Below are 14841 nucleotides of genomic sequence, written 5' to 3'. Positions count from 1 at the left end.
AGTGTCGAAGCCTGGATTCGTCGACATCTGGCCGTTGTCCCCGCTCCAGAAGGGCATGCTCTTCCACGCCCTGTACGACGAGCAGGGCGCGGACGTGTACGTCATCCAGCTGGCCGTCGACCTGCGGCGCGAGCTGGACGTGGCCGCCCTGCGCGGCGCCGTGGCAGGTGTGCTCGGCCGCCACGAGAACCTGCGGGCGTCCTTCCGCAACCGCAAGTCCGGCGAGCCGGTCCAGGCCATTCTGCGCGAGGTCGAGCCGGACTGGTCCGAGACCGACATCAGCGGCGTCGCCGCGGCGGACCGCGAGGCCGAACTGCGGCGGCTGCTCGAGCAGGACCGCACCCGCCGGTTCGACCTGACCCGCCCGCCGCTGCGGTTCTCCCTGATCAAGCTGGCCGACCAGGAGTACCGGTTCGTCTTCACCGCTCACCACATCCTGCTCGACGGCTGGTCCATGCCGCTGGTGCTCGGCGAGCTGCTGGCCCTGTACAACAACGGCGGTGACACCGCGGCGCTGCCGCCGGTCGCCCCGTACAAGGACTACCTGGGCTGGCTCGCCCGGCAGGACCGGTCCGAGGCCGAACTCGCCTGGAAGCGCGCGCTCGTGGGGGTCGAGCCCACCCTGGTGGCCGGCCCCGGCACCGGTGCCTCGCTGCCCACGACCCTGGTCGAGGACGTCGACCCGCGGCTGTCGGCCGCGCTGGTCGAGCGGGCCCGCTCCCTCGGTCTGACCCTCAACAGCGTCGTCCAGACCGCCTGGGGACTGGTCCTCGGCTCACTGACCGGCCGGGACGACGTCGTCTTCGGCGAGACCGTCTCGGGCCGGCCGCCGGAGCTTCCCGGGGTCGAGCGCATGGTCGGCCTGTTCATCAACACCCTGCCGGTACGGCTGCGCCTGGACGCCGCGCTCTCCCTCGGCGACCAGGTCCGCCGCCTCCAGGAGGCGCAGGCCGACCTCCTCGCCCACAAGCACCTCGGGCTCGCCGAGATCCAGCAACTGCACGGCGGCGGACAGCTCTTCGACGCCATCACGATCTTCGCCAACTACCCGATCGACACCGACACCCTCCAGGACTCCGCCGAGGACATCGGCGCGGTCTCGGCCTCCGCCGTGGACGCCACGCACTACGCCCTCAACCTGGAGGGCACCGTCCGCGGCGAGCGCATGACGGTCCGCCTCGACCACCGCACGGACCTGTTCGCCGAGGGCGCCGGACGCGAGATCCTCGACCGGCTGCTCGCGGTCCTGGCGGCCTTCGCCGCCGACCCGGACCGGCCCGTCGGCTCGGTAGCGCTGTTCACCCCCGCCGACCGGGCCCGCCTGCTGATCCCGCGGGCCGGCGCGGCGGACGCCGCCCCCACGGCCCCGGCGTCGGGCCCGGCCGAGGGCACGGAGCCCGGGGACGACCGTGAGGCACTGCTGTGCCGCCTCTTCGCCGAGGTGCTCGGGGTCGACTCGGTCTCCGTCCACGACAGCTTCTTCGAGCGGGGCGGCGACTCGATCAGCTCCATCCAACTGGCCCACCGCGCGCGCAAGGAGGGCGTCGTGCTGAGCCTGCGGGAGATCTTCGAGCACCGGACCGTGGCCCGGCTCGCCGCGCTCGCCGGCGCGGCCGAGGCGGAGCGGCCGGTGCCGGCCGCCACCGACGACGGGGTCGGCCCCGTGCCGCTCACCCCGGTCATGCACTGGCAGCGGAGCCAGGGCGGCCGGATCGACGCCTTCAACCAGACGCTGACCGTGCCCGTCCCGGCCGGCCTCGACGAGGACCAGGTCCACGCCGCCCTCCAGGCGCTGCTCGACCACCACGACGCGCTGCGCCTGCGCCTCGGCCACACCCCGGACGGCGACTGGACGCTGGAGGTCACGGCCCGCGGCACGGTGCGCGCCGAGGACTGCGTACGCCGCCGCGAGGTCATCGCGGAGCAGGCACACGAAGAGCCGGCACAGCAGGCGTACGACGAGCAGGTGCTCGCGGCCGTGGAGCGGCTCGCCCCCGCCGACGGCCGGATGGTCCAGGCCGTCTGGTTCGACGCGGGGCCGGGCACCGACGGCCGACTGGCCCTGGTCGTCCACCACCTGGCCGTCGACGGTGTGTCCTGGCGCATCCTGCTGCCGGACCTGGAGGCCGCGTTCACCGCGCTGCGGTCCGGCACCGGGATCCGCCTCGACCCGGTCGGCACGTCACTGCGCCGATGGTCGCGGGAGCTGGCGAAGGAGGCCCTGACCGAACGCCGCGTCGCGGAGCTGGACCTGTGGAGCTCGGTGCTCGCCACCCCCGATCCGCTGCTGGCGGACCGCCGCACGGACCCGGCACGCGACGTGGTCGCGGTGGCCCGCCGGCTGACCGTGACGCTGCCCGCCGCGGTGACCGAGCCGCTCCTCGGCACGGTGCCCGCCCTCTTCCACGCCGGCCCCGACGAGGCCATGCTCACCGCTCTCGCGCTCGCGGTGGCCCGCTGGCGGCGGGAGCGCGGACGCGGTGCGGGCAGCGCGGTCCTGGTGGGCCTGGAGGGCCACGGCCGCGAGGAGATCGTGGACGGGGTCGACCTGTCCCGTACCGTCGGCTGGTTCACCAGCCTGTACCCGGTCGCCGTCGACCCGGGCACCGCCCCGGCGGACGAACTGTGGTCCGGCGGGCCCGCCCTCGGCACCGCGTTCAAGACGGTGAAGGAGCAGCTGCGGGCCATCCCCGACAAGGGCATCGGCTACGGATTGCTGCGCCACCTCAACCCCGTCACGGGCCCGGAGCTGGCCGCGCACGCCGCACCGCAGATCGGCTTCAACTACCTGGGCCGGCTGGGCACCGCCGACCCCGGCGCGGACCCCGACACCGCACGGGTGCGTGATCTCACGGGCACCGGCGACGCGACCATGCCGCTCGCGTACACCCTGGAACTCGACGCGGCGACCGTGGGCCACCCCGACGGACAGCGCCTGGTGGCGTCCTGGACCTGGTCCCGCGAGCTGCTCGCCGAGGACGAGGTCAGGGAGATCGCCCGGCTGTGGTTCGAGGCGCTGGGCGCTCTGGTCGCGCACGCGGAGCGCCCGGACGCCGGCGGCCGCACCCCCTCGGACCTGCCCCTGGTGACCGTCTCCCAGTCCGAGATCGACAGACTGGAGACGACGACCCCCGGCGGGATCCGCGACGTGTTGCCGCTCTCGCCGCTCCAGCAGGGCCTGCACTTCCACGGGCTGTACGACGAGTCCGAGTCCGACGTCTACACCATCCAGTCGGTCCTCGAACTGCGGGGCCCGGTGGAGGCAGCCGTCCTGCACGAGGCCGCCCGGGCCCTGCTGCGCCGACACGACAACCTGCGCGCCTTCTTCGTCACCGGGACCGCGGGGCAGCCGCTCCAGGCCATCCCCGAGCACGCCGAAGTCCCTTGGGCCGAGCACGACTTGAGCCACCTCTCAGGTGCCGACCGGGAGGCGGAGCTGGAGCGACTGCTCACGGCCGACCGCGGGCTGCGGTTCGACCTGACGCGGCCGCCCCTGGTGCGCTGCACACTGGTCCGGCTCGGCGAGCGGGAGCACCGCTTCGTCCTGACCGTCCATCACATCGCGATCGACGGCTGGTCGATGCCGCTGCTCGTACGGGACCTCTTCGAGCTGTACGGGCACCACCGGCGCGGTGGCGACGAGTCCGCGCTGCCGCCCGCCGCACCGTACAAGCGGTACCTCGGCTGGCTGGCCGGCCAGGACCGCACCGCCTCCGAGGCGGCCTGGCGCGAGGCGCTCGACGGCATCGACGAGGTGACCCACATCGCCCCGGCCGGCGCGGGCGGCACCCCGGCCGTCCCCGAACGCTGGAGCACCGCCGTCCCGGACGAGCTGACCGCCTCGCTGACGGCCGCGGCCAGGGAGCACGGGCTGACGGTCAACACCCTGGTGCAGGGCGCCTGGGGCCTGGTGCTCTCCACGCTGACCGGCCGTGACGACGTCGTGTTCGGCGCCACGGTCTCCGGCCGCCCGCCGGAGCTTCCCGGCGTCGAGGACATGATCGGCCTCTTCATCAACACGCTCCCGGTCCGCATGGACATCGACCACGGCCTCTCGCTCGCCGGGCTGTTCCAGCGGCTCCAGCAGCGCCAGTCGCGGCTGATGGCGCACCAGTACCTCGGCCTGGCCGACGTACAGCGGCTGGCCGGGACCGGCGAACTCTTCGACACGCTCGTGGTGTTCGAGAACTACCCCGTGCAGGCGGAGCCGCTGCGCGAGTCCGCCCAGGAACTCGGTGTCGTCGACGCCGAGGTCCGGGACGCCGTCCACTATCCGCTGGCCCTGCTGGCGGCCCAGCGCGGCGACCGGCTCACCGTGGACTGGTCCTACCGGCCGGACCTGCTCGACCAAGACCGGCTCCGTGACATCGCCGAGCGCTTCCTGTCCGTCCTGCACGCGTTCGTGGCGGACCCGGCCCGCCCGGTCGCCGGACTGGACCTGCTCACCCCCGCCGAGCGGCGCCGGGTGCTCGTCGAGTGGAACGACACCGCCGCCGCGGTCACCGCGGACTCGGTGACGGAGCGCTTCGAGGCACGGGCGGCCGCGACCCCGCGGGCCACCGCCCTGATCGCCGAGGACCAGGAGCTGTCGTACGCCGAACTGAACGCCCGTGCCAACCGGCTGGCCCACTGGCTGCGCGAACGCGGCGCCGGGCCGGAGCGGTTCGTGGCCGTCCGGCTGCCCCGCACCGCCGACCTGGTGGTGGCCCTGCTCGCGGTCCTCAAGACCGGTGCGGCCTACGTCCCGGTCGACCCCACGCTCCCCGCGGACCGGATCGCGTACGTCCTGCGGGACGCCGACCCCGTCCTCACCCTCACCGAGGAGGAGACGGCCGCCGCGGAACGCGCCGGCCACCCGTCCACCGACCTGGGCCTGACCCGGCTGCCCGGGCAGGCCGCGTACGTCATCTACACCTCGGGCTCCACGGGCCGGCCGAAGGGCGTCGTCGTACCCGGCGGCGGGATGGTGAACCTGCTGGAGGCGGTCCAGGCGCGACTGCGGCTCACCCCGGACGACCGGCTCGCCGCCGTGGCCACGGTCGGTTTCGACGTCTCCGTCATGGAGATCTTCCTGCCGCTGATCAGCGGCGCCACCCTCGTGCTCGCCGGCTCGGACACCGTCAAGGACCCGGACCGGCTCGCCGCGCTGCTCTCCCGGACCGGCACGACCGTGATGGAGGCGGCACCGAGCCTGTGGCACGTCCTGGAGGAGGCGGTGCCCGAGGCGCTGCGCGGGCTGCACAAGGTGACCGCCGGTGAGGCGCTGGCCGCCGACCTGGCCCAGCGGCTCGTCGCGCTCGGCGGCACCCTGACCAACCTGTACGGGCCCACCGAGACCACCGTCTACTCCACCGGCACCGGCATCGACGGTGTCGCGCCGGTCACCATCGGCTCTCCCGTCGCGGGCACCCAGGTGTACGTCCTCGACTCGGCCCTGCGCCCGGTGCTGCCCGGCGTGCCCGGTGAGCTCTACATCGCCGGAGCCGGTGTCACCCGTGGCTACCACCGCCGCCCCGCGCTGTCCGCCGAACGGTTCGTGGCCGACCCCTACGGACCGGCCGGGTCCCGGATGTACCGCACCGGCGACCTGGTGCGCTGGACCGACGAAGGACACGTCGACTACCTCGGCCGCACCGACTTCCAGGTGAAGCTGCGCGGGTTCCGCATCGAACTCGGCGAGATCGAGGAGGTGCTGAACGGTCACGCCGACGTCGGTCGCGCCGTCGTCGGCGTCCACGAGGGCCGCCCCGGCGACCGGCGCCTGGTCGCCCACGTGATGCCGGCCGACGGCCGCACCGCCGACCCGGCCGGCCTGCGCGAGCACGTCGCCACCGCGCTGCCCGGCTACATGGTGCCGTCCGCGTACGTGATCCTCGACAAGCTGCCGCTGACCCCGAGCGGCAAGGTCGACCGCAAGGCGCTGCCCGAGCCGGAGTTCGACGGCGGCGAGCCGTCCAGGGCGCCGGGCAACCCCACCGAGGCACTGCTGTGCGAGCTGTTCGCCGAGGTCCTCGGCATCGAGCGGGTCGGCGTGGCGGAGAGCTTCTTCGCCGCCGGCGGCGACAGCATCAGCTCGATCCAGTTGGTGAGCCGGGCCCGCCGCGCCGGGCTGCGGTTCAGCCCGCGCGACGTCTTCGCGCACCGGACACCGGAGGCCCTCGCGGCGGCCGTCCGGGCCGACCAGGAGACGCCCGCGTCCGCCCCGGCCGCGGCGCGGACCGACGGGGTCGGCGACGTGCCGCTGACGCCGATCGTCCACTGGGTACGCGAACGCGGCGGCAGCATCGACCAGTTCAACCAGACGATGTCGCTGCCGGTCCCGGCCGGCGCGGACCTCGGCGTGGTGACGGCGGCCCTGCAGGCCGTGCTCGACCATCACGACGCGCTGCGGATGACCCTCGCCCGGCTGGGGGAGGACTTCGGCTGGTCGCTGGAGACCGCCGCCCCCGGCGCGGTGCGCGCCGAGGACTGTGTCCACCGCGTCGACGCGGCGGCCCTGATCGCCGCGGGCCTGACCGACGCGGACCTCGACGCCCGCGCGGCCGACGAGGTCGCCGCCGCCCAGTCACGCCTGGACCCGGAGGCCGGGGCGATGGTGCGCTGCGTCTGGTTCGACGCGGGGCCCGAGGCCCCGGGCCGGCTCACCGTCGTCGCCCACCACCTGGTCGTCGACGGCGTGTCCTGGCGCATCCTGCTGCCCGACCTGCAGTCCGCCCTCGAGACCCTGATGGCCGGCCGGTCCGTCGCCCTCGAACCCGTGGGCACCTCCTTCCGCGGCTGGGCCCGGCGGCTGACCGAACTCGCCGCCGCACCGGAGCGGATGCGGGAACTCCCGCTCTGGCGGGAGATCCTCGACGGCCCCGACCTGCCACTGACCTCTCGCCCGCTGGACACCAGGAGAGACACCTTCGGCACGGCCGCCCAGCTGAGCGTGCGGCTTCCCACGGAACTCACCCAGCCCCTGCTCGGACGCATCCCCGCCCTGTTCAACGCCGGGATCAACGACGTGCTGCTGACCGCGCTCGCGCTCGCCGTCATCGACTGGCGGGAGCGCACCGGGCGGGGCACCGGGCCGGACGTCCTCATCGACCTCGAGGGCCACGGCCGCGAGGAGATCGCCGACGGCGTGGACCTCTCCCGCACCGTCGGCTGGTTCACCAGCCTGTACCCGTTGCGTCTCGCCCCGGGCGAGACGCCGTCCGAGGAGCTGTGGGCGGGCGGACCGGAGATCGGCCGCGCGGTCAAGCGGATCAAGGAGCAGCTGCGGGCCCTGCCCGACAACGGGATCGGCTTCGGCCTGCTGCGCCACCTCAACCCGCAGACCGCCCAGGTCCTCGGCCGGTACCCGCAGTCCCAGATCGGCTTCAACTACCTCGGCCGGCTGGGCGAGGCCGACGACAGCGCCGACACCGTCCAGCCGGAGGTGAACCGCGACCTCTCGGGCCTGGCCGAGGCCGGCATGGCCCTGCCGCACGCCCTGGACCTCACCGCCACGGCCGTCACCTACCCCGACGGCCCGCGTCTGGTCGCCCATTGGATCTGGGCCGGCGAGCTGTTCTCGGACGACGACGTCCGCGACCTCGCGCAGAGCTGGTTCCGGGCCCTGGAGGCGCTGGTCCGGCACGCCGAACGGCCGGAGGGCGCGGGCGGCCTGAGCCCCTCCGACCTCACGCTGGTCACGCTCGGGCAGGACGAGATCGACCGCCTCGAGGCCGGCCGGCAGTCAGTCGCCGACGTACTGCCCCTCTCCCCGCTCCAGGAAGGCCTGCTCTTCCACGCCCTGTACGACGAGCGCGGCGCCGACGTCTACACCACGCTCCTCGCCTTCGACCTGCGCGGCGCACTGGACGCCCCCGCGCTGCGGGAGGCGGCCGCCGCGCTGCTGCGCCGTCACCCGAACCTGCGGGCCGCCTTCCGGCCCGGCGCCGCCGGGCAGTCGCTCCAGGTGATCCCGCGCACGGTCGACGTGCCGTGGCGCGAGGTGGACCTGAGCGGCTTCGACGAGGAGCGGCGCGCGCGGGAACTCGACCGGCTGACGGCCGAGGCACTGGCCGAGCGCTTCGACCCGCGCCGGGCGCCGCTGCTGCGCTTCACCCTGGTGAAGGTGGGCGCCGAGGCACACCGGCTGATGCTGGCCAGCCACCACATCCTCTTCGACGGCTGGTCGGGACCGGTCCTGTCCACCGAGCTCTTCGAGCTCTACCGGACCGGCGGCGACGACGCGGCGCTGCCGCGGGTGACCCCGTACAAGGACTATCTGGCCTGGCTCGCCGGCCAGGACCGCCCCGCCGCCGAGGAGGCCTGGCGTCAGGCGCTGGACGGCGTGGACGAGCCGACCCTGGTCGCGCCCGCCGACCCGGCCCGTGCGCCGCTGCGGCCCCGCGTCCACCGGCTGGAGCTGTCCGCCGAGGCCACGGCCGCCCTCACCGCGCGGGCGCGCCGGCACGGCGTCACCAAGAACACCGTGGTCCAGGCCGCTTGGGGGCTCGTGCTGTGCGGGCTCACCGGCCGCGACGACGTGACCTTCGGCGAGACGGTCAACGGCCGCCCCGCCGAACTCCCGGGCGTCGAGACCATGGTGGGCCTGTTCATCAACACCCTGCCCGTACGGGTGCGCACCGCACGCGGCGACTCGCTGCTCGACGTGGTGACCCGGTTGCAGGAGCAGCAGTTCGCGCTCCTGCCGCACAAGTACCTCGGTCTGACCGACATCCAGCGGATCACCGGGACCGGAGCGCTGTTCGACACCTCCACCGAGTTCAGCAACTACCCGGTCGACTCCGAGAGCCTGGAGCAGACGGCCGAGGGGATCGGGATCGTCGACGCCCAGCTCCAGGACGGCACCCACTACCCGCTGGCCCTGGGCGCCTCGGACGGACAGACCCTCTCGCTCAAGATCGACTACCGGCCCGACCTGTTCGACGACGAGACGGTGCGGGCCATCGGCGGACGGCTCAGGACGGTCCTGGAGGAGTTCGCCGCCGATCCGGACCGCCGTGCCGACTCCCTGGACCTGCTGTCCGCCGCCGAGCGGCACACCCTGCTGGCGGAGTGGAACGACACGGCCGCCGAGGTGCCGTCGGCCTCCGTGCCCGAGCTGTTCCGGGCGCAGGCCCTGCGGACCCCCGACGCCCCGGCCGTCGTCTTCGCCGGCGTCACCCTCGACTACCGGGAACTCGACGAGCGCTCGGACCGTCTCGCCGGCCGGCTGGCCGGGCTCGGCGTCGGCCCGGAGACTCCGGTGGCCGTCCTGATGGAGCGCTCCGCCGACCTCCCCGTGGCGCTCCTCGCCGTCCTGAAGGCGGGCGGCGCGTACGTGCCGCTGCGGGACACCGACCCGGTCGCCCGGCTGCGGCACGTCCTGGACGACACCGGCGCCCCGGTCGTGGTCACCGACGCGGAACTGGCGGACCGCGCCCGGGAGCTGGGCGTCACGGTGCTCGACGCGCACGAGGACTCCCCGGCCGCGGCACCGGACGTCACGGTCCTCCCGGACCAGCTCGCCTACGTGATGTACACCTCCGGTTCCACCGGCCTGCCCAAGGGCGTGGAGATCACCCAACGCGACATCGTCGAGCTGGCCTCGGACCGGCGCTGGCGGGGCGACGCCCACCAGCGGGTGCTGCTGCACTCGCCGACCGCCTTCGACGCCTCCACCTACGAGCTCTGGGTGCCGCTCCTCAAGGGAGGAACGGTCGTCGTCGCGCCGCCGCGGGAGCTTTCCGTGGCGGTACTCGAACGGGAGCTCGCCGAACACGCCATCACCGGGCTCTGGCTCACCGCCGGTCTCTTCCGGCTGGTGGCCGAGGAGGCGCCGGGGGCCCTGGCGGGCGTGCGCGAGGTGTGGACGGGGGGCGACGTGGTCCCGGCCGCCGCGGTGCGCCGGGTCCTGGAGGCCTGCCCCGGCACCGTCGTGGCCGACGGCTACGGGCCCACCGAGGCGACCACGTTCGCCCTCAGCCACGCGATGCGGGCCGACGAGCCGGTACCCGCCCGGGTGCCCATCGGCCGGCCGCTCGACAACATGCGCGTGTACGTCCTGGACGGCGGCCTGCGCCCGGCACCGGTCGGTGTCGCGGGTGAGCTGTACATCGCGGGTGCCGGTCTCGCCCGCGGTTACGCCCGGCAGCCGGCGCCGACCGCCGGACGCTTCGTGGCGGACCCGTTCGGTCCCTCGGGAACCAGGATGTACCGCACCGGTGACCTCGCCCGGTGGACCGCGGACGGCGTGGTGGAGTTCGTCGGCCGGGCCGACGAGCAGGTCAAGCTGCGGGGCTTCCGGATCGAACTCGGCGAGATCGAGGACCGGCTGGCCCGCCACCCGGCGGTCGCCCAGGCCGCGGTGATCGTGCGCGAGGACCGGCCCGGCGACAAGCGACTGGCCGGCTACGTGGTCGCGGCCGAACCCGTCGGGACGGCGGAGCTCAGGGAGTACCTGAGCGGAGAACTGCCGGACTACATGGTGCCGTCGGCACTGCTCACCGTCGACGCCCTGCCGCTGACCGCGAACGGCAAGCTCGACCGCAGGGCCCTGCCCGTGCCCGAGTACGGAAGCGCCGCCGAGCGGCGTGCCCCGCGCGACGAACGGGAGAAGACCCTGTGCGCCCTGTACGCCGAGATCCTCGGCGTACCGGAGGTCGGCATCGACGACAGCTTCTTCGAGCTGGGCGGCCACTCCCTGCTCGCGACCCGGCTGGTCAACCGGATCCGCGGCGCGTTCGGGGCCGAGGTGCCGGTGCGTGCCGTCTTCGAGGCGCCCTCGGTCGCCGCCCTCAAGGACCGGCTGACCGACGCGGAGGTGGCCCGGCAGCGGCTCGCCCCGGTCGAACGGCCGGCGGTGATCCCGCTCTCGCACGCCCAGCGCAGGCTGTGGTTCATCGACTCGGTCGACGACACCGCGGGTTCGTACAACATCCAGCTGGCCGTGCGGCTCCTCGGCGAACCGGCCCCCGCGGCGCTGGAGTCGGCGCTCGCGGACGTGGTGGACCGCCACGAGAGCCTGCGCACCGTCTTCCCCGCCGAGGGCGGCGCCCCGCGCCAAAGGATCCTCGGCGCGGGCGAGTACACCCTCTCGCTGCCCGTCCGCACGGTGCCCGAGGACGCACTGGACGGTGTCCTCGGCGAGCTGGCCGCCACCGACTTCGACCTGGCGGCGGACATCCCGCTGCGGGCCGAGCTGCTGCGGCTGGCCCCGCGCGAGCACGTGCTGGTCCTCGTGCTGCACCACATCGCGGGCGACGGCTCCTCGCTGGCACCGCTCGCCCGGGATCTCGGCACCGCCTACGCGGCCCGGGTGGCCGGCCGGGCGCCCGAGTTCCCGCCGCTGCCCGTGCAGTACGCGGACTACGTCCTGTGGCAGCGGCGCACCCTCGGGGACGAACACGACCCGGACAGCCCCATCGGTCGGCAACTGGAGTACTGGCGCGGCGCGCTGGCCGGGCTGCCGGAGGAACTGGACCTGCCGACCGACCGGCCGCGCTCGGCCGAGACCGGCCACCGGGGCGGACAGGTCGAGCTGAGCCTCCCCGACGAGATCGCGCGGGGTGTGCACCGGCTGGCCGAGGAGAGCGGCGCGAGCCTGTTCATGGTGCTGCACGCCGCGGTCGCGGCACTGCTGCACCGCCTCGGCGGCGGTACGGACATCCCGCTGGGGACGGCGGTCGCCGGCCGCGGTGACGAGGCGCTCGACGAACTCGTGGGCTTCTTCGTCAACACCCTGGTGCTGCGCACGGACCTCTCCGGCACCCCGGGCTTCCGCGAACTGGTCGACCGGGTACGGACCGTGGACCTGGAGGCCTTCACCCACCAGGACGTTCCGTTCGAGCGGCTGGTCGAGGAGCTCAACCCGGTCCGGGCCCTCTCCCGCAATCCCCTCTTCCAGGTGGCGATCAGCCTGGAGAACAACGAGGAGGCGGACCTGGAGCTGCCGGGCCTGACCCTGGCCCCGCAGCCGACCACGACGGACGTCGCCAAGTTCGACCTCTCGTTCCACTTCGCCGAGGCGCACCAGGACGGCGCACCGACGACAACGACGCCGACTGTCGGCGGCCAACTGGAGTACAACACCGGCCTGTTCGACCGCGCCACGGTCGAAGCGCTCGCCGAGCGGCTGGTGCGGCTGCTCGGGGCGGCCGTGGCCGATCCCGACCGCCCCGTCGCGGACATCGATCTGCTCTCACCGCACGAGCACGCGCTGCTGAACGAGAGCAACGACACCGCACGGGACATCCCGGCGGGCACGGTCGCCTCCCTGTTCGCGGCGCGGGCGGCCGCCACGCCCGGGGCACCGGCCGTCACCGGCGGGGGCGTGACGCTCAGCTACGCCGAGCTGGACGCCCGGACCAACCGGCTGGCCCGCAGGCTCGCCGGCGCGGGAGTCGTCCCCGGCGACCGGGTGGCGATCCTCCAGGAACGCTCGGTCGACCTGATCGTCTCCACGCTGGCCGTCCTGAAGGCCGGCGCGGTGTACGTCCCGCTCGACGTCCGCTACCCGGCACCCCGCCTCGAACTCATCGTCGAGGAGACGGGATGCGGGGTGCTCCTGGCCGACCGCGCCCTGGCCGGGGTGGAGTTCGGCCACACCGCGGAGGTCATCGTGGTCGACGCGGAGCAGGACGCGGCGGATGTGGCCGCACACGATCCCGGGCCGCTCGAACTCCGCACGCACCCTGACCAGTTGGCGTACATCATGTACACCTCCGGATCGACCGGTAAGCCGAAGGGCATCGGCATCACGCACACCAATGTCGTCGCGCTCGCGACGGACACCCGATGGCGGTCCGGGCACGAGCGGGTGCTGCTGCACTCGCCGCACGCCTTCGACGCGTCGACGTACGAGATCTGGGCCACCCTGCTGGGCGGCGGACTGCTCGTGGTGGCACCGCCCGGCCAGCTGGACGCGGGCGGCCTGCGGCGGCTCACCGGCGAGGAGGGACTCACCGCGGTCTTCATGACCACGGCCCTGTTCAACCTCCTCGCCGAGGAGGACCCCGGCTGCTTCGCCGGGCTCAGCGAGATCTGGACCGGCGGCGAACAGGTCTCCCCGGCCGCCTTCCAGCGCGTGCTCGACGCCTGCGCGGACACCACGGTGGTCCACGTCTACGGCCCGACCGAGACCACGGTGTACGCCACCTGCGTCCCGCTGCGCGCTCCGTACCGCACCGGCCGCAACGTGCCGATCGGGAACCCGATGGACAACACGCGGGCGTACGTCCTGGACGACCGGCTGCGGCCCGTTCCCCTCGGGGTGGCGGGCGAGCTGTACCTGGCGGGTGCCGGCACGGCCCGCGGCTACGTCCGGCTGCCGGGCATGACCGCCGAGCGGTTCGTCGCCGACCCGTTCGGGCCGGCGGGGGAGCGGATGTACCGGACCGGCGACGTGGTGCGCCGGGACGCCGAGGGGCGGATCGAGTTCGTCGGACGGGCGGACCACCAGGTCAAGATCCGCGGCCTGCGGATCGAGCTCGGCGAGATCGAGACCGCGCTCCAGGACCAGCCGCAGGTCTCCCGGACCCTGGTGACCGTCCGGGAGGACCGGCCCGGCGACAAGAGACTCGTGGCGTACGTCGTCCCGGTGCCCGGAGCGGACACCACGGGCCTGCGGGACCAGGTGGCACGACGGCTCCCGGACTACATGGTCCCCGCCGCGTTCGTGTTCCTGCCCGACCTGCCCGTCAACCAGAACGGGAAGGTCGACCGAAACGCCCTGCCCACCCCGGACTTCGGCCCCGCCGACGGCGGGCGCGGACCGCGCGACCCGCGCGAGGAACTGCTCTGCACGCTCCTGGCCGAACTCCTCAAGCTGGACCGGGTGGGTATCGACGACAACTTCTTCGAACTCGGCGGCGACAGCATCATCTCCATCCAGCTCACCAGCCGGATCCGCTCCGTCTTCGGGGTCGAGCTGTCCAACCGGGCGGTCTTCCAGGCCCCCACGGTGGCGGCGCTGATGGAGCTCATGGGCGCCGGCGGCCAGCGCGAGGACTCCTTCGACGTGGTTCTCCCGCTGCGCGCGGGTGGAGCGGCGCCCCCGCTGTTCTGTCTGCACCCCGTCGGCGGTGTCAGCTGGATGTACTCCGGTCTGATGCGGTACGTCGACGGCGACCGTCCGATCTACGGCATCCAGGCCAGGGGCCTCGCCAGGAAGGAGCCACTGCCCCGCTCGATGGCGGAGATGGTGGACGACTACGTCGAGCGGATCCGGGAGGTCCAGCCATCCGGCCCGTACCACCTGCTCGGCTGGTCCATGGGCTCGATCCTCGCCCACGAGGTGGCGGTCCGGCTCCAGCGCCTGGGGGAGGAGGTCGGCCTGCTCGCCAACCTCGACCAGGTGCCCATCAGGGCGGAGGAACTGGACGGTGAGTACGTCGCCGCCGACGACCAGAACGTGCTCGCCGCCCTCCTCGACTTCGTGGGGCGCGACCCCGGGATGTTCGGGGACGCCCCCCTGGAGCACGACAAGGTGATGGAGGTGCTGCGCGAGGCGGGCAGCGCGCTCGCCACCTTCGACGACGAGCACATCCTGCGGGTGGGCGAGGTCAACAACAACAACTGGTCCCTGACGATCGGTCACGAACCGGACGTGTTCGACGGAGACGTCCTGCTGTTCGTCGCCACCCGGGACGAGGACGGCGCCGAGGGGAAGACCGAGCGCTCGGTCGCCACGCTCCAGCGGTACGTCACCGGGAACGTGCGGGTCCAGGAGATCGACTGCGAGCACCGGCAACTGCTCCAGGCGGGACCGGTCGCCGAGGTCGGCCGCGTCCTTCAGGACACGCTCCGCGGCGACCACGACTGACCGGGGCGGTCCGAGGAGCACCACCCGGGCCCGGCGCCGTCCGT

Annotated in this window: 1 protein-coding gene; it reads left to right on the top strand. The window is 73.8% G+C overall.

What is annotated here, in order from left to right; translation table 11 throughout:
• The first annotated feature begins 1 nt into the window (after position 1).
• Positions 2-14797 carry an amino acid adenylation domain-containing protein gene (locus ACGFNV_RS30685; RefSeq protein ID WP_393626772.1) on the top strand — a complete coding sequence of 4932 codons (14796 nt, stop codon included), beginning with the start codon at positions 2-4 and terminating at the stop codon, positions 14795-14797.
• Positions 14798-14841: the final 44 nt, after the last annotated feature.

The organism is Streptomyces sp. NPDC048751, from assembly GCF_043198595.1.
GTDB lineage: Bacteria > Actinomycetota > Actinomycetes > Streptomycetales > Streptomycetaceae > Streptomyces.
Note: the sequence above shows the minus strand (reverse complement) of the source record. Positions and strands in the feature narration are given on the sequence as shown.